Raw genomic sequence first — 16,470 nt, 5'->3', positions numbered from 1 at the left:
CCAGATAGTGCATGTACTCGTGCCGATGGTTCGGATCGTCGGCGCGCTGCTGCTTGGCGAACGGGTGATGCATGCGTGTCTCAAGGCGCGGAAATCGATCTGACACCGCATGAGCAGCAAGATGGATGCCATCAGCCTCGAACTGAGGCCTATCGCCGGTTACTAGGCGAACCCCGGGCGTGGGGCGGGGGACTTCGCCTTACGCGGAAGGGCAGGCAGCGACGCCGTACGGCAATGTCTGCACCGGGCCGGCATAGGGGGGTTTGCCGTCACGGGGTAGTCGATTCGCGAATGTCTATCCGGGCCAGGCTACGCCCATGACGAGCGGTCAGTGCTTCTGTTTCCGTTCGATCTCGCGTAACGCCTCATCGGTAAACGGTGCGCACTTCTTCAACTCGGGCAGCCGACGCTGGTAGTCGTCGAACATGGATGCGTGGAATTCGCTTTCGCTGTAGTGGCAAAGCAGGGTGGGCTGGCGTTGGCGTACTACCGGACGCTGGAAGGTATTGGTATCGAGCGTAAAGATGGCCTGCGGCAACGGCATATTCGCGAAGGCGATGCGATAGCCGATGGCTGCAGCCTCATCGTCGGCGACAACACGGCGGGCTTGGTCTCGGGATGCGCCATCATCGAAGTACAGCATCATCGGGCGTTGCAGCAGTTCGTCAGCGTTCCCGTCGAAATGAAACAGCTTCGCCGGTGTGTAGAGGTTGGCAGTGTCCTGTGCCCCGATCGGTTGGGCGAAGATCCAGGTGCGCTGGTCGTCGTACACCACCAGTTGGATATCGCCGGTTTGAGCGCCGGATGCGGTCATGTCGTGCCAGATATCGCTGTGCCGCAGGGCCACCGATACAGCGCCGCTGGCGGCGAGGCCGTACTTGTCCACGCTGTCCTGGCGTCCGAGCAGGATGTCGTCGTCCTTGGCAGGTGAGCCCTCGTAACGCCGGAACAAGCCGATCAGTCGATCAGGCGTGCTGCTATGTGCGGAAAGTGGGCGGACGACGTCTACGCGTTGGTCTGAAACGATGGCGTCCGGGTGTTGCGACTTGAGCAGGCGCATCCAGTCCATCGTCGCGCCGCTGGGCACGGCGACCAGGCTCACGCCATCGCAGGGATCGCGGCGCAGCACATAGACATAGCAGTTCTGCCAGGCGTAAAGGTCGAGGCCATTATCCAGGCGCAGCCAGGGCCCTTCGTTCGGCGCGGGGAGGATAAACGCCGTGTCGAAGCTGGATGTGTTGACATGCGGATAGACGAACGGAGGAATGCAGCCAGCGAGCAGCAACGCTGAGGCAACGGCGACGGTTTGCAAAAAGCGGCGTAGGGAGTAGGCCACTCGACATCCTTGGCGTGTTGAAGAAGCGCGTCCTTGTGACTGTGCTGGCTCGAGCACCCGACCTTGCGGCAGCGGCATCCCGTGCTGCAGGCGATGCAGGCCCCACCGCGCTATGAAGCAGGGAGTCTAGCAGCGGTTGGATTGGCTTCGACGGGATGAAGCTTTGACGCATGACTGGCGAGCCATGCAGGGAGATCGACGGTCTTCCGTATCGGGAAGGGGCTTGCGAAAGTGCCTGAGCGCCGGTTCAAGCATCCTGCCCCGGAGGCCGCGCCGAGGCAGGATCTCAAGCTGCGTGCCCATCCTCGTTCGCGATACGCGGCCTACCGCACGATGGGCATGTGTATGACTAGCAACCAGGCGTCAGCTCGCCGTTGATGCTGCCTCGCTGATAAACGCTGCCACTTCGACGGGTTTGGAGGCCAGTGATGCGTGGCTTGCGTCGAGGGCAATCACCTTGCGAGCGCCCATGCGGCTGGACATGCGCCTTTGGTTATCAGGATGGATCATCCGGTCATGATTGGAGATCTGATACCAGGACGGTTTGTGTCTCCATGCCGGATCGGAGATGGCGTCGCCGAATGTGCTGGCCAGCGGCGCCTTCTGTGTCACTGCCATCACCAGGCCTTCATCGGCGGTGAGGTCCTGACAGAAACTGTCATGGAACTTGTCCGCCTTCAGCCATAGATATCCGTCGCTATCGGGGGCCAGGTTGGGCGCGGCCTCAGGTAGCTTCTCCTGGGTGATGCCGCCTGGGCTTTCGCCTGCGTCAGGGGCGAAGGCTGCAATGAAGACGAGCGCGCTGACGTTGGGCAGGTTTCCGGCTTCGCTGAGGACCGCGCCGCCATACGAGTGCCCGACCAGTACGACGGGCCCTTGGATCTGCGCAACCATCTTACGTGTGCGCTCCGCGTCCTCCGCCAGGGAGGTTAGAGGCACTTCGACGGCATGGAGCTTGTCGTAACCCAGGCGCTTGAGTTCGACGATGACTTTTGCCCAATGGGCCGCACCGCCCCAGAAACCGTGTACCAATACGATCGCAGGCTTGTTGCTCATGATGTACTCCTGATGTCAGCGCCGCTGAAAATCGACAGATGGTCATCCCATGAATGGCAGGCTAGCCCCGCATTGCCTGGATCGTCGTATGCGATTCGAATGTCCGCGCACTCTCCACTACAGCGCGTAGAGAGCTGGTGATGGACTTTTTGTATCGTGTCTTTCGCGTCGTCACTTTTACAGATCGTTAGCGATGGATAGGTATCTTTCCAGCGTGTTCGCGCGTTCGCAAAGGCGAAAGACTTCGTTCTGCGTGACTTCGAGATCAGCGACCCTTCCGTCGCTGTAGAGAGCACTTTCGAAACTGTCGCTCTTGTTGTGGAAATCCAGCCACGCCCGTTCGGCGGTAACCAGATCGTCCTTCGCCTCACCCTGCAGTTTGCCGAGCAGGGCCTTGTAGGTGGTATTGAGTCGTCCGTCCTGCGCAGCGCGTTCGGTGGTGAGACAGGCGGCGATGGCGATAAATGCCGTGATTCGCGGACGCTCCTGGGGCTGGAATCTCGCGGTGTGGCGGTGGCTTTCTCTCTTCGCCGGGCATCCATCGATGCGGCGCGAAAACATTCGCCAGGAGCAAGCTTTTTCGTCGTTCACACGCAGGGAAAAAGCGCCGTATTTTCTTTCACGGCGTATGCCTTCCAGACGTCTGCTTCAGGTGAAAAACGCGGCGTATAAGTTTGGTCAACAGGGTTTGTTGGGGCGCGCAGGACGCGCTGGTTCGCCACCTTGAGGGATTGTATGAGCGATAAGACCACGTCGGTAATCGACTTGGATTGGGACGCCTTTGATCCATGGCGGATCCAGCCGTTCAGGCATCGATTGACCGAGCATCCGCTGTTGCAGACGGAGCAGCTGGTGGAGTTGGGCAAGCGTTGCCGCGGCACCAAACTCTGGTACGCGTTCAGCAGCGACGCGACGGCCGGGACGGATTTTGATGATGCGTCCAATCTCTTTCCTACATCCAAGTCTGCCGTGGATTCGCTGAAGGACATCAGCAGTGCAAAGGCATGGGTGCTGCTTCGTCATATTCAGGCCGATCCGACGTACCGCGAACTGGTCGGCGCGGTGATCAACTCCATGCAGCCGATGATTGAGCGCAAGGACCCGGGGGTTTATTACCGGGCGGGCTGGATCTTCTCGGCATCGCCCAACACGGCCACGCCGTTCCACATCGATCGCAGCCACGTCTTTCTGCTGCAAGTGCGCGGCACCAAAACCGTCTACGTGTGGGATGCGGAAGACACACAGGTGTGCAGCGACCGTGCGCGGGACTGTTTCCACTTCCGCCACGACCTGAGCCGTACTTTGTGGAGCGAGGAATTTCGCGCGCGGGCCCACGTGTTCGAGCTTGGCCCGGGCATGGGCGTGTATATGCCGCTGACCAGCCCGCACATGGTGGAGACAAGCAAGGAGTCGTCGACGACGATCAGCTTCACCTACAACACCGATGCCACGCGCCGGAACGCGCGCGTGCATGTGATGCGCGAAATGCTCTACAAACTGGGCATGACGCCGCCGGACTACGGCAAGAGCCGTGTCTTCGACCAGGCGGCATTTGCCGCTGCGTCGGCCATTGTGGTGTGCCGTGGGCCAGGTGCGCATCCACCGGCTTGCCCGTCGTTGCGCCAGAAAAGCGCGTACGCAGTGGCAGACTGATGCATTGTTGCGTCACCCATAAGGCATAGATGAGTGCGCGCACCTTATCCGCGGCGGAGGAACGTGCGGCGTTATTCCTTGCTGTTTGGCACGTGGACGGGTCGACAGAAAAGCAAAAGCCCGGCGGTTGCCGGGCTTCTGTTGCATGGGTGAAGTGGCAGCCTCAGTAACCGTCGTCGTTCTGGTAGCCGGCAGGCGCCTGCTGGTAGATCACCGTGCCCGGTTGCTGCACCACCACCGGCGCGTCTTGATAGATCACCGTCGTTGGCTGGCGGTACACCACCGTCGGTTGCTGCGGGTAGTAGTAGGTCGGCGGCGGGGGCGGTGCCATGGCCTGTGAAACGATGCCGGCGACCGCGCCGACGACGATGGCGCCGGCGATCCACCTGCCGCCACTCCAGTGGCCACGGTCGCGATAGCCACCGTCGCGATAGCCACCGTGCCAGTCGCCACGGTCGCCGCGCCAGCCACCGCGGTCGCCGCCATGCCAACCGCCGCGATCCCAGCCGCCATGGCGTCCATCGTCATGCCAGCCATCATGTGCGGAGGCCACCATCGGCGCGCCGACGGATGCCGCCAGCGCCAGGCCGAGCAACATGCGTTTGCCGATCGCGAAACTGTTCATCACTTACCTCCTTGGGTTGGTGCTGATGCTCGGGCCGCGGGGCTTAATGCCCCCTGAAATTTTTTGCGATTCGTCCCATGTCCATGCGGCCGTTGCCGGCCGTTTGGCTTCAGGGAAAAATTTCGTAATCCAGCGCTTAGTGCAGGCTTAGCGTGGCCTGGGCGCCCCTTAGGTCGCGCCCGTGCTGTCTTTGCGCAAGATGGACGTTTCGGTGGTGTGTCGCCCGCAGGCGCAGGGCGCCAACCCGCCAAGGGGCGCCATTCCTTGCGGCCTAGCGTCTTGAGAAGCCGGCGGGACAGCACCACATTCAACGGGTCAGCAGGGGATGCTTCCGTGCAGTGCGATGCCGAAACCGGCGACTGCTGCCCACCCGATTCCGCGCCCTGCCACACGACTCTCACCGATGGGAAGGATCAACACATGAGCACGAAAACCGAAACGGCGATCCTGGCTGGCGGCTGCTTCTGGGGTATGCAGGATCTACTGCGACGCTATCCCGGCGTGCTGGCCACGCGGGTGGGTTACTCGGGCGGCGATGTGCCCAACGCGACGTATCGCAACCATGGCACGCATTCGGAGGCGATCGAGATCGTGTTCGATCCCGCCGTGATCAGTTATCGGCAGATCCTGGAGTTCTTTTTCCAGATCCATGACCCGAGCACCAAGAATCGCCAGGGCAATGACATCGGCATGAGCTATCGCTCGGCGATTTTCTATTTCGACGACGAACAGAAGCGCGTCGCTGAAGACACCATTGCCGACGTGGACGCATCGGGCTTGTGGCCCGGCAAGGTGGTGACGGAAGTGGCGCCTGCCGGCCCATTCTGGGAGGCGGAGCCGGAGCATCAGGACTACCTGGAGCGCTTCCCCAACGGCTACACCTGCCACTTCCCGCGGCCGGACTGGACGTTGCCGAGGCGCAGCAGCCACGTGGCGTGATATTAGCCGCAGGCTAGCTCTTTCCTGTGGGAGCGCACGCTGCGCGCTCCCATCATGGATAAGACCGTTTGCGCGACTGATTAGACCGGATTTCGGGACGAATCATCCCGATTGTGCCGGCTGATCGCCCGCTGTCGCGCGCCTGAGACTGGTTCTCCTGACGGATAGGAGGACACGTTCATGGCGGATCATTCGATTAAAGGCAAAGTCGCGCTGATTGCGGGTGGCGCGAAGAATCTCGGCGGGCTCATCGCCCGCGACCTCGCGCGACAAGGTGCGAAGGCCGTAGTCATCCATTACAACAGCGCGGCCACCGAGGCGGCCGCGCAGGAAACGGTGGCGGCCATCCAGGCGGCTGGTGCGAAGGCCGCCGCATTCCAGGCGAACCTGACGACGGCAGGGGCAGTGGAAAAACTGTTTGCGGATACCGTTGCCGCCGTGGGGCGGCCCGACATCGCCATCAATACCGTGGGCAAGGTGCTCAAGAAGCCCCTGGTGGAGATCACCGAGGCGGAGTACGACGAGATGACGGCGGTCAACGCGAAGTCCGCGTTCTTCTTCCTGAAGGAGGCGGGCAGGCACGTCAACGACAACGGCAAGATCGTCACGTTGGTGACGTCGTTGCTCGGGGCGTTTACACCGTTCTATGCCGCCTATGCGGGTACGAAGGCTCCGGTGGAGCATTTCACCCGTGCAGCGTCCAAGGAGTTCGGTGCGCGTGGCATTTCGGTAAACGCCGTGGGCCCCGGGCCCATGGATACACCGTTCTTCTATCCCGCCGAAGGGACAGATGCGGTGGCTTATCACAAGACGGCAGCAGCGTTGTCGGGTTTCTCCAAGACGGGCCTGACCGACATCCAAGACGTGGTGCCTTTCATCCGCCATCTGGTGAGTGATGGATGGTGGATGACCGGACAGACCATCCTCATCAATGGTGGCTATACGACCAAGTGAGGCTTCATCGGGACGCGGCCGAAAGCCAGCCAGCGCATCGCCGGCTGGCCCGGTTGTTCCTTAGGGCCGCAAGCATGGAAGATGGCCGCAGGAACGTTACAGGCCGGTGGGTTCCGCGATGGACAAACTCCAACAGTTCCGCATATTCACCCGAGTCGCCGACTTGGGAAGCTTTATCAAGGCATCCCAGGCGTTGGATCTCCCGCGCACCACGGTATCGGCGGCCATCCAGGATCTGGAGGCGAAGCTGGGTGCGCGCCTCCTGCATCGCACGACGCGGCGCGTCCAGCTCACCGTGGACGGCGAACAATTGCTGGAACGCGTGCGTACCTTGCTGGGCGACGTGGACGATATCGACTCACTGTTTCTCACCCGTCAGCAGGCGGTAGTGGGGCGGCTCAACGTGGACGTGCCCAGCCGCATTGCGCGTCGGCTGATCATTCCCGCGCTACCCGGCCTGCTTCGCAAGCACCCGCAGTTGCAACTGGGGCTCGGCTCGACCGATCGCACCGTCGATCTGGTGCAGGAAGGCGTGGATTGCGCGGTGCGGGTGGGTGATCTGCACAACAGCAGCCTCGTCGTGCGACCACTTGGCCATGTCGCTTTGGTGAATTGCGCCAGCCCGCAGTACCTGCGCAGGCAGGGTGTTCCGCAGCAGCCCGACGACCTGGTGCGCGGCCACGCGCTGGTGGGCTATGCAGCAGGCGTAGCGGGCAGGGAGCAGCCTTGGGAATACCTGCAGATGGGCAAGTTGCACCATCTGCGCGTGCCAAGCCCCGTGGTGGTGCAGAACGCCGAGAGCTACATCGCCTGCTGCCTCGCCGGGATCGGCTTGATCCAGATTCCGCGTTACGACGTGAAAGACCTGCTCGATAGCGGTGAGCTGGTGGAAGTGATGCCGGATTTCCGCGCACCGCCCATGCCCATCTCGCTGCTCTATCCGCACCGCCGTCAGCGATCGCCGCGCGTCAGCGCCTTCAGCGAATGGTTCGAGGCGCTGATACAACCCCACTTGGACAGTGCCGAGCTGACGCCTATCAGCGTGGCGAAGACCTAGACCGCCGTTACAGAAGACGCGTCGTCCAGGTCGTCGTCGTCCTGCACGGAAAGTAACTCCGCCCGGTCCAGCTCCAAGCCGATGGCACGCGCGAATCGCTCGAGGATCTGCACGGTGGCCTGATCCAGTTCGCGGGGCTGCGGATCCACCGCGCACAGCGTGCCGAAGAAGCGTCCATCCGCCATGTAGATGGGAACGGAGATGTACGCCTCGAAGCCGTACAGCGCCGGCGTCGGGTGATTGGCGAAACGGGGGTGCGTGCTTGCGTGGTTGAACACCACCGTGTGTCCATGCTCGCGGATTTCGTTGCAGATAGTGGTTTCCAACGCCAGGTCTTCTCCTGCGCGGAGGCCGAAATCGATGGTGTCGTACACGGCGCAAGCCGTCCAGCGTGTATCAGATACGCGGGCGAGCGTGGCAAAGCGCATGCCGGTCGAGCGAGACACTTCCTCGAGGATCGCGGCGATGGCTGGCATATGCGCGACGAGGTCGACATCGTGTCTGGCGGCGGTGTTCTCGGCGGCGGTCGCGCCAGAAACGCCACCCAAGGTGAGCCGCTCCATGACTCGCCGTTGCAGACTGATGCGGGACACGCGATGGACGAAATTGCGCAGTTCGGTGGTGAGGCTGCGCAACTGCGACACCGTTCCGCACACCACGACGCCGCGCGTATCCAGGCGCATGTCTCTCAGCCGGTGCTGCGATTTGAAATCGTCCACTTCAGAGGCGAAGGCCTCCATCCAGAAATGGTCGGGCCGCCCATTCAGCAGGGCGAGCATGGTCGGCTCGGCGTCATCGCCACCCGCATGGGTCGGGGAGGGCATGTCAAACCCCGCGACGGCAGGTGGCCAGCCATAGCGTGTGGACGGGTCAGATAAGGGCATGGCGGTGTCTCCCCGGCACTCGCGATGTGGCCAGTATGCGTCAACCCGGCGGGTCCGGGGCACATGTCCGTCACAAAGGATCGCCGCCCCACCGATCCGGCGTCGCGCCCAACGGATGTCAGGCTCGTTGGGCACGACGCAAGCTATCGCGAGGCTTACTTGCGCGGTGCGATGATCTCGCTGAGGTAATCCGGCGTGCCTTCCACGCGCACCAGATGCGGATACTGCAGGCCCTCGTGGTAGTCGACCGATATCGTGCGCACACCGCCTTGGTACTTCAGCAGCAGTTGGATGGGCGCCTTGTTGTTCTTGGCGGCGGCAATCGCATCCGTCAGCACGTCCTTGGAGTAATCCTGACCGTTCACCGCCATCACCGTCGCACCGGTGCTCACGCCGGCCTTGAAGGCGGGTCCACCCCAGCGCACGTCGTTGATCTGACCCTTGTCGTTCATGGTCAGGCCGATCGACCAGGTGAAGTTGTATAGGTGGCGAGACGGCTGCGAGCGGCCGTTGTACTGCTCCTCGTAGTCGCTGGGCTTGTCGGTGTAGACCAGCTTCCAGCCGGTCGCGGCCAGGCCGTCCTGCAGCGGAGGATTCAGCACGTCGACATGATCGTGCAGGAAGCCCGCCCAATCGTAGGGGGCGACGCCGTTGAGCGCGGTCACCACATCGTCGAAGGTATAGGTTTTGGTGACGTAGCTGCCGTTGTCGACGCCGAAGAACGCCTGCGCGAAATCATCGAGCGACCGCTTGTCGTGCGTCAGCGCGCGCAACTTCGCGTCCACTTCCAGCCACATCATCTGGCCACCGCTGTAATACTCCTCGCTCATCTGCCAGCTGCGGTAGGGCAGGCCGGAGCGGTGGGCGGCGGTCGGGTCATTGGTGGTGTCTTCCAGCGTGCGCCACTGGAAGCCAGGACGGTTGCGGTCGTAGTTGGCGGCCGTCATGGCCAGCGCGTCGCGGAATTCCTGCGCCGACCACATGCCCGAGCGTGCGGTCAGCACGAAGCCCCAGTACTCCGTCTGCCCTTCATAGACCCACAGCAGCGAGTCGCCCATCGGCACATTGAAGTTGGGCGTCCACAGATCAGCGGGACGGCGGAACTTGCCGTTCCACGAGTGCGTGTATTCGTGTGCGAGCAAGTCGCGGCCGGGCGCGGCTTCCTTCCAACTGGTGAAGTAGTCGGCGTCCAGGCCGTTCTCGCTGGATTGATGGTGCTCGGTGCCGTTGCCGGCCAATTGGTCGGACAGCGAGAACAAAAAGTCGTAGTGATCGTAGTGGTGCGAGCCGAACAGCTTCGTCGCCTGGGTCACCAGGGCGCGGTGCGCCTTCAGTTGGTCGGGCGTGATCTCCAGATATTTCGGCGCATCCGCAACGACATCCAGATACACCGGCGCAGCGCCACCCGGGTTCAAATCCACACGTTTGAAATATTGGCCCGCGTAGACCGGCGAATCGACCAGGTTGTTGAACGTCACCGGCTTGAAGGTGACGGTATCGCCCGATTGCGACGCGGTTTCCAGTGCGGTGCCGAGCTGCCAGCCGTGCGGCAGCGTCATGCTGGGTGCGTAGGTGATACCACGCGTGTAGTAGCCGGCGGGGTAGAGCGATACCTTGCTCCACTCCATGTCCATCATGCGATCGGTGATCTCGAAGCCATCAGCATCCGTGCGGCCGGACAGGTACTGGAACTCCGCATCGATGGACGACACACCGTCGGGCACGTCGAGGTGGAAGGCGTACACGTTGTACTTATCACGCTTCCACGCCAGCGCCTTGCCATTGGCCGTGAGCTTGAGGCCGGCCAGCATATTGATGGGGCCGGTGGGCGAGTGGTCGCCGGGAATCCATTGGGGATAGAGCAACGTCAACGCGCCGGGCTTGACCGGAATGATTTCGCGGACGCGGAAGATGCCCTGCACCGTGTCGCTGGCATCGACGTGCAGCGTCACTGTGCCGGGGTACTTCGTGTCCTGCGGCGGCGGCACATTGTCCGTGTACGCCTGCTGTGCAACGGCCGCGCCGGCCGCGAGCGTCATGGCAACGGCAATCGCCAGGCGCGAAAATTTGCGACGCAGGAACGCTGCGGAAACGGTGGTGGTGACACGGGACATGGGCGCTCCGGCGAGCAAGGGGACAGGGGCGCTACTTAACACCACCGGTGGCCCGCAACGCTAGGGCGGGTGCGGTATTGCCGCCCGAATCGAGCTGGTGCCGCCACCTAGGCGTCATGACCTCCGAGGTCATTGATCGCCTCTGGCGGCATGCGCATGCTCCGCCTATGTCCCTACGCGAGAAGACGATGCGCCTGACTCTGTTCGTTTCGGCTTGGCTGTTGTGCCTGGGCGCTGCGCAGGCTTCGACATCTGCGCCCGCAGCCTCAACCACACGACTCGACCACATCCTGCTATGGGGGCGTGGGATCGACCAAGTCACATCGATCATGTCGGTCAAGCTCGGCTTCCAGGTGCGGCCCGGGCACGATCCCAGCGGTGTGGCCAATCGATATATCCGGTTTTCGGACAGCAGTTTTATCGAACTGCTCGGCGTCACCCGGCCTGATCCCACGTTTGATCCAGGCATGAAGGAAGATCAGCAAGCGCTGAAAGGTGGGCCGGGTTCGCGAAGTTTTGGTTTTCGCTCCTCGTCGCTCGATGTGATTCATCAATCGCTGCAGGCGCTGCATTACGCAGTCACGCCATTCTTTTCTGGCCCTGACAGCGCGAAACCCGGTTGGCGCCTGTTCGCATTCGACCGCGCGCCGTTGTCGAGCAATACCTTCTTCATTGATTACGCTGCCGACTACGCGCCCGACCAGTTCGACCCTGGCAACGCCGATGACTATCGAGTAACACGTGAGCACCCGAACGGAGCCCGCGAGCTGTCGTCGATCTGGTTGGTATCGGGCGATGCCGATGCTGATCGCAAGCAACTGGAGAAAATGGGCTACGCCCATGCGGTGCCGGTAAAGGTGCCCTCGATCGGCGCGAAGGGATTCTGCGTGCCGGTCGGCCCAACGGCGCTGTTGGCGCTCCAGCCCGATGGTGCGGGTATCGCGGCACAGACCATGGCGAGCGGCGGCCCGCGGATTCTGGGTGTGAGCCTGGGAGTGATTGATCTCGGCCGCGCCCAACGATGGGTCGAGCGCGGCTACGAGCACAAACTGCCGACCTATGAAGGCGTGTCTGGCGAATCCTTCCTCGCCCCCACACAGGACGACCTCGGCTTGTCCATCGAATTCCATGCAAGCCAGCCGGGCAGCTCGCCTTGTTCAGTCGCAGACCGGTAGAACGAGTCGTATGGATGCAGCGAGATCGAACATCAGCCGGAGCAGCTTGAGCGGCAACTGGTGGTAGTCGCTAACGTGCAGCGGGCGTGACCGGCGACCGGACCTTGTCGGTCAGAATAGCTCTAGAAGTTGAGCCCTAGCGGTCTGTTGCAGTTGTACTTTTGCGATTCCTTTTCTACGTCAGCCGCCGTGAGGTGTCGCTCTTTCAATTCGTCCGGGGTGAGGTGTTGCCACACGTCGACGTCGATACAGTGGTGATTCGTAACGCCAAACAGACGTTGCGCGTTGCGCATGACTGAGCCAATGCCTTGGTTCATGGGATCGGTCAACTCAATGCCAGGCGCGACTCGCCTATCGGATCCAGGTACGCCATGAATGCCTTGGGAGTGTCGGGCGTTGAGTATCCGGTCGCGGAATCCGCCATCTCCCGAGGTGGTTTGACCGTTGGTGTACTGATCAGGTGTGGCAGGCGTATCGGCTACGGGCGGAGATGGCACGCCAGTAGAGCCTGTTGCAGGAGGCCGTACCGCAACATGCGTTGCGCGCTGGACGGGTGGCGGGATCTTCTCTTTCACCGATGTCTTCTGAGACGTAGGCGATGCCGGTGGCGTGGGCGTCAGTCGCGTCAACGAAACGAATCGTACTTTGAGTACCGCCTCACTACTCTCCATCTCCGGGGTCGTATCCATGCGAGGGGCTATCGGTCTCAGTAGTCCGATCAGCAGGATGAGATGAAAGCCGATGGCCACGACTATGGCGGCGATCCGGCGCGCCGACACGGTAAGGTCCCTGGACTTCACGCCCTCCATCCCATCATCGAACTCCCTTTGGCAGAGTCCTTCATGCACTGTGCGCAGACGAGATAGATCGGGCGCCCTTCAGGTGCACTACGACGGAGATGGGACCGTGCGTGTTTGGTAAAGTTCTGGCGCGGCGGCACATGTGTAACCACGCCCACCCGCACCGACGCCTATTACACCCGGCGCATGTGGGATTACTTCGTCACCTACCTGCTGCGTGCCACTCCACCGGAGAACTATGTGATCCGGCCGCCTTCATGAGAACAAACTTCTCAAGCGACTCCAGCCAAGCCGCGCTGATGGGGCTTGATTCCTGAGAGGATCCAGTCGAAAGGTTAGTGGACCAGCAACCCGCGAGCTTCCAGCATGGCGTTGATCTGGCAGGCAACCCAGTCGTGGTCGTCAGGTCCAGCCGCATCGACGATCAAGTCAGCCAGTCCAGCGAAGGCAGACCAGAAATCCGCCGGATCGGGGAACTCTTGTTGCAAGCGCGGAAGTTGGACCACCAGGCGATTGAGCTGGATCTGTTCATGGTTGCGGCGATGGAACTTAGACATGAGTGCGTTACTGATGGCGGCGTGGAACGTCGAGTTGTGGATCGGATGACCAGCGAAGAGAGGGTATGCCAACGTTATATAGGGCGTGACATGTTGCTACCGCCAACTACGAAGGTGGTGCGATGAACCGGCTGTTGTGCCCACGAAGAACGGCCGTCACCATAAGGCGCCCCCTGCGGGTAATGTCCACGTTGTAGAGCTTCCGGCCGGTCACTGCCGCGCCATCGAGCATTCCAACGGCCTCTATCAAATGCTCGGCCAGCAGCCTATCGGCGCTGACCAACGGTATGTTCAGTAGCTCGCCGTAGCTGAGCGAGAACAGGTAGTTGACGTCGTCCTGCTGCAGCCCGACACGGATAGGCATAGCGAGCTCCAGATTCACTGACTTGCTTTACTGTACGCCAACAAGAGGAACAGGGCCGTGATGGTCTTGATATCCGCCGTGTGAACCGGCCTGAGCGATGGCCAATGCCGCACGCCCTGCATCGTGGACGAGCGAGACGATGATTGCGGCGGCGCTCATGGGTATCGATGTCTAAAACACATCCATGGTGACCGAGACCAACGTCGCGAAAGGGCATGCCCCTGACGCTGAGCCTCTTCTCAGGTCGACGCTAACGCGGCCGATGACGACATGAGTCGCGCGGCACGATGATCCATAACGGCGTAAAGCTGACCCCACCACCAGAGACGATCTCGTTTATCAACGCTCCGCGTCGATAAATGCACCGCCTGCTCAAGCACCATTTGAACAGCCTCCTCCTGCACGCCACCGGCCTCGAGCCCCAGTAGCTCTGCATCCAGGGCTAGCAACGCGTCGACAAGCTGTGATCTTGTCAGGGCCATGTGTTCTACCGCCGTACGGCTTTCGTAAGAGCGCGAACAAATCTTCGCCATAACCAAGTTGACTGTGTCGGCTGGTCATGTCGCAAGACGTATAGCTCTTCAATGGACGGCGCAGGTTGATACCCGCTCCTGCGGATCGACCTGAAGAAGCACCTGAGCCTTGCAGAAGCACCGATGATCATCGGCCGCCGCCTCGCCTGAGCTTTCGTGCGGATTCCATGGCCACAGAAAGTTGATGCCTTTGGGACATGATCAAACTGGTCCGAGTGTACGGTTCGCTGAACATGTGATCGAACAAATCGCCGAGGTACAGCATGAGCGCAGTTAGCCACGGGGCTCGGAATAGAGATCTGAAATGGTCAGCCATAAGTATCACCTTAGGTTTGGTGCCTTACTGATATGTGCGCCTGTTTTCAGGCCAGATCGGCCAGCCGGATGTCCCACTGATCTACCTGCACCGTGATCGAGCTAACCACCGCATTCGGCGTGGGCAACTGCGCGGTAATCAATTCCTGCAGATGCTTTGGCAAGTTCTGTGGTGGGGTTTACCCCACCACAAACCTTTTCCAGTTACTGCTTGGTCGGCACGTTCACCGTGTCGATCGCATGGATGACGCCATTGCTGGACGTAATGTCCTTCTGCGTGATGGTGGCTCCGCCAATGCGGAGCTTGTCGCCATCCTTGGTGACTGCCGCCGTCTGACCTTGCATCATCTTGGGCTCAGTGAGCTTCTCGACATCTGCGCCTGACGCGCGACCTGGCATAACGTGATATTTCAGCACGGAGATCAACTCAGCTTTGTTCTCCGGCTTAAGCCAGTTGTTTAGTGTGTCTTTGGGCAGCTTCTCGAAAGCTTCATCCGTCGGAGCAAAGACGGTGTATGGGCCGGCACCCTTCAGAACGTTGGTAAGGTCTGCCGCGGCAAGCGCTTTGCCAAGCGTATGAAAGCGGCCATTGGCTGCCGCTGTATCGACAAGGTTCTTGTTACCAGCGTTAGAAACGTTGGAATCGTTGTTGGACATGAGTATTTGCCTTCAGTGAGGATCCGCGACACGGATCCAGAGCGGACGAATCCGCAACTCCGATGCAGATCGGAGAAGTACTCAGATGGCGTTAGGAAAAGGACCGCGTGGCTGAGACGCCTGCCAAGGAGGAGACTTTCTATCCTGGCGCTCTGGCAGGATGCGCTTGTAGTTGTTACGTGATGGTGATGCGGCGCGGGATGTAGCTATGAACGGATGGCAGTGCGAACGTGCAACATGCCGTTCAATGGGCGATCTGACATGGAAAGAGGCCGATAGGGAACTACCGGCCTCTTTCCAATCCATCTCGCTTCAATCAAATGATGTGCAGCTTTTCTGCTCGCCCCCAAAAACTATTCAGGGCGATTACTTGGTATAGGTTTCCGTCTTGAACACGCTAGGGTCGATAGCCGCGCCAAGCTTCAATGACCTCACCTCGGTAATCATCGTATAGGGAGCTATCAGATTAGCGTTGAGGGGATCAACGTTTTGATACAGCACGATCGACTTCTTGTCCGAAGTCGTCACGATGCCATCTTTCTCATAGACGCACATATCGATGGCGACCTTCGAGCTGATCACCGGACTGGACTTGGGCAGGCATCGCAGATTGACACCAGCCACGGTGCGCTTGTCTGTATAGCGATCATTGATCTCGATCGGATTCTTGGCATTGAATGCGCTTAGATCGTCGTCTGACGAGTCCACGGATGTCGTGCCGTCCTCATGCCCACTCACGTTGATCTGCTTACCGTCGTGCTCGATGACGACGTCAAAGGATTTGTCCGGCACGACCTTGATCTCGCAGCCCTTTTCAGCAGCTAGATTGTCAAGGTCGACCTTGTAGACCGACTCCGTCTTTTTCATCCAGGAGTGGCCGTCGGAAATATAGGTGGTGCGCTGAGTGATGTAATCGTCAGGCATGTGTGGGTAGGGCTTGAGCGGTACATGCAGTGACTCGGCAGCGACCACACAGAGCTTGTAGGCCATATCCCCCATCACATGGAGCATGCCATCGGCGGGAGTCGGGCGGTCGATCAAGACCACTTCATAGCTAGTACCGGTTGCACTGTTGCTTGTGGTTGCAGATGTGGCGGCGGCCTGGCCATCTGTTGACGAGCCCGAGCTACTGCATGCCGCCAGCGTCAGGCAGCAGGCGGCTACGATCGGAAGAACCTGCACATGTCGCGTTACAACAAAACCATTCAATGGCATGAATCATCTTCCTTATGAAGAAACAGGGCGGCATGGTTTGATTTGGGAAGGCAAGCCAATGGTTGCCGCTTGTGCGATCGATCAACGTCGTGCTGTTGCAGCCGGACGTTGTCGACATTCCAGCAAGTTTGATCAGATAGTCATGACGCGAGAAGCGAATGCTTTCGGTTGATGCAAGCCCATAACAGGACCACTCAGCGAGGTCCGTTCTGCAGGCACATCAACAGGCGTCTCTT

The 16,470-nt window shown here is 60.6% G+C and carries 17 protein-coding genes; 6 read left to right on the top strand and 11 right to left on the bottom strand.

Going from position 1 to position 16,470, the window contains the following annotated elements; translation table 11 throughout:
- Nucleotides 1–328: 328 nt before the first annotated feature.
- The 3 genes from DYST_RS07715 to DYST_RS07705 form a co-directional block, all read right to left on the bottom strand.
- The gene (locus DYST_RS07715) at nt 329–1,336 is read right to left on the bottom strand and encodes a hypothetical protein (protein ID WP_239951114.1); all 1,008 of its coding nucleotides are present in this window, start codon (nt 1,334–1,336) and stop codon (nt 329–331) included.
- 363 nt (nt 1,337–1,699) lie between these two features.
- Nucleotides 1,700–2,392, bottom strand: a complete 693-nt coding sequence (locus tag DYST_RS07710) for an alpha/beta hydrolase (RefSeq protein WP_239951112.1) — start codon at nt 2,390–2,392, stop codon at nt 1,700–1,702.
- A 177-nt stretch (nt 2,393–2,569) separates the two neighbouring features.
- Complete coding sequence (locus tag DYST_RS07705) at nt 2,570–2,953, bottom strand: lysozyme inhibitor LprI family protein (protein ID WP_239951111.1); 384 nt, start codon at nt 2,951–2,953, stop codon at nt 2,570–2,572.
- Nucleotides 2,954–3,127: 174 nt separating this feature from the next.
- Here DYST_RS07705 and DYST_RS07700 point away from each other — a divergent pair, with 174 nt between their 5' ends.
- Complete coding sequence (locus DYST_RS07700; RefSeq protein WP_239951109.1) at nt 3,128–4,045, top strand: JmjC domain-containing protein; 918 nt, start codon at nt 3,128–3,130, stop codon at nt 4,043–4,045.
- A gap of 163 nt (nt 4,046–4,208) precedes the next feature.
- Here DYST_RS07700 and DYST_RS07695 read toward each other — a convergent pair whose 3' ends face one another.
- Nucleotides 4,209–4,670 carry a hypothetical protein gene (locus DYST_RS07695; RefSeq protein ID WP_102302372.1) on the bottom strand — a complete coding sequence of 154 codons (462 nt, stop codon included), beginning with the start codon at nt 4,668–4,670 and terminating at the stop codon, nt 4,209–4,211.
- Nucleotides 4,671–5,090: 420 nt separating this feature from the next.
- Here DYST_RS07695 and msrA point away from each other — a divergent pair, with 420 nt between their 5' ends.
- From msrA to DYST_RS07680, 3 genes are all read left to right on the top strand, one after another.
- Nucleotides 5,091–5,609, top strand: coding sequence for a peptide-methionine (S)-S-oxide reductase MsrA (gene msrA / locus DYST_RS07690; RefSeq protein WP_239951108.1), 519 nt, complete (start codon nt 5,091–5,093; stop codon nt 5,607–5,609).
- A gap of 180 nt (nt 5,610–5,789) precedes the next feature.
- Nucleotides 5,790–6,563: an SDR family oxidoreductase gene (locus tag DYST_RS07685; RefSeq protein ID WP_239951106.1), complete on the top strand. Its 774-nt coding sequence runs from the start codon at nt 5,790–5,792 to the stop codon at nt 6,561–6,563.
- A gap of 118 nt (nt 6,564–6,681) precedes the next feature.
- A complete protein-coding gene (locus DYST_RS07680; RefSeq protein WP_239951105.1) occupies nt 6,682–7,620 on the top strand; it encodes a LysR family transcriptional regulator in 939 nt (312 codons plus the stop codon).
- Here the strand turns inward: DYST_RS07680 and DYST_RS07675 are convergent.
- Both DYST_RS07675 and DYST_RS07670 read right to left on the bottom strand, forming a co-directional pair.
- Complete coding sequence (locus DYST_RS07675; RefSeq protein ID WP_239951103.1) at nt 7,617–8,444, bottom strand: GAF domain-containing protein; 828 nt, start codon at nt 8,442–8,444, stop codon at nt 7,617–7,619. The two genes, DYST_RS07680 and DYST_RS07675, sit on opposite strands and share 4 nt — an antisense overlap.
- A gap of 215 nt (nt 8,445–8,659) precedes the next feature.
- Complete coding sequence (locus tag DYST_RS07670; RefSeq protein ID WP_239951101.1) at nt 8,660–10,618, bottom strand: M61 family metallopeptidase; 1,959 nt, start codon at nt 10,616–10,618, stop codon at nt 8,660–8,662.
- A 329-nt stretch (nt 10,619–10,947) separates the two neighbouring features.
- Here DYST_RS07670 and DYST_RS07665 point away from each other — a divergent pair, with 329 nt between their 5' ends.
- Nucleotides 10,948–11,793, top strand: a complete 846-nt coding sequence (locus DYST_RS07665) for a VOC family protein (protein ID WP_239951099.1) — start codon at nt 10,948–10,950, stop codon at nt 11,791–11,793.
- A 122-nt stretch (nt 11,794–11,915) separates the two neighbouring features.
- Here DYST_RS07665 and DYST_RS07660 read toward each other — a convergent pair whose 3' ends face one another.
- From DYST_RS07660 to DYST_RS07640, 5 genes are all read right to left on the bottom strand, one after another.
- On the bottom strand, nt 11,916–12,110 hold the full coding sequence (locus tag DYST_RS07660) for a hypothetical protein (protein WP_239951097.1): 195 nt from the start codon (nt 12,108–12,110) through the stop codon (nt 11,916–11,918).
- Nucleotides 12,111–12,928: 818 nt separating this feature from the next.
- Nucleotides 12,929–13,150 carry a hypothetical protein gene (locus tag DYST_RS07655; RefSeq protein WP_102302366.1) on the bottom strand — a complete coding sequence of 74 codons (222 nt, stop codon included), beginning with the start codon at nt 13,148–13,150 and terminating at the stop codon, nt 12,929–12,931.
- A 106-nt stretch (nt 13,151–13,256) separates the two neighbouring features.
- Nucleotides 13,257–13,514, bottom strand: coding sequence for a hypothetical protein (locus DYST_RS07650; protein WP_102302365.1), 258 nt, complete (start codon nt 13,512–13,514; stop codon nt 13,257–13,259).
- Nucleotides 13,515–14,566: 1,052 nt separating this feature from the next.
- Nucleotides 14,567–15,019 (bottom strand): fasciclin domain-containing protein, encoded by a 453-nt coding sequence (locus DYST_RS07645; protein ID WP_239951095.1) that lies wholly within the window; start codon nt 15,017–15,019, stop codon nt 14,567–14,569.
- Between the two features lie 366 nt (nt 15,020–15,385).
- Nucleotides 15,386–16,234 (bottom strand): hypothetical protein, encoded by an 849-nt coding sequence (locus tag DYST_RS07640; protein ID WP_239951094.1) that lies wholly within the window; start codon nt 16,232–16,234, stop codon nt 15,386–15,388.
- Between DYST_RS07640 and DYST_RS07635 the strand changes: the two genes are divergently transcribed.
- Entirely contained in the window at nt 16,233–16,406 is a 174-nt protein-coding gene (locus DYST_RS07635; RefSeq protein ID WP_239951092.1) for a hypothetical protein, read from the top strand. The genes DYST_RS07640 and DYST_RS07635 overlap by 2 nt on opposite strands.
- Nucleotides 16,407–16,470: the final 64 nt, after the last annotated feature.

Source organism: Dyella terrae (genome assembly GCF_022394535.1).
GTDB lineage: Bacteria > Pseudomonadota > Gammaproteobacteria > Xanthomonadales > Rhodanobacteraceae > Dyella.
Note: the sequence above shows the minus strand (reverse complement) of the source record. Positions and strands in the feature narration are given on the sequence as shown.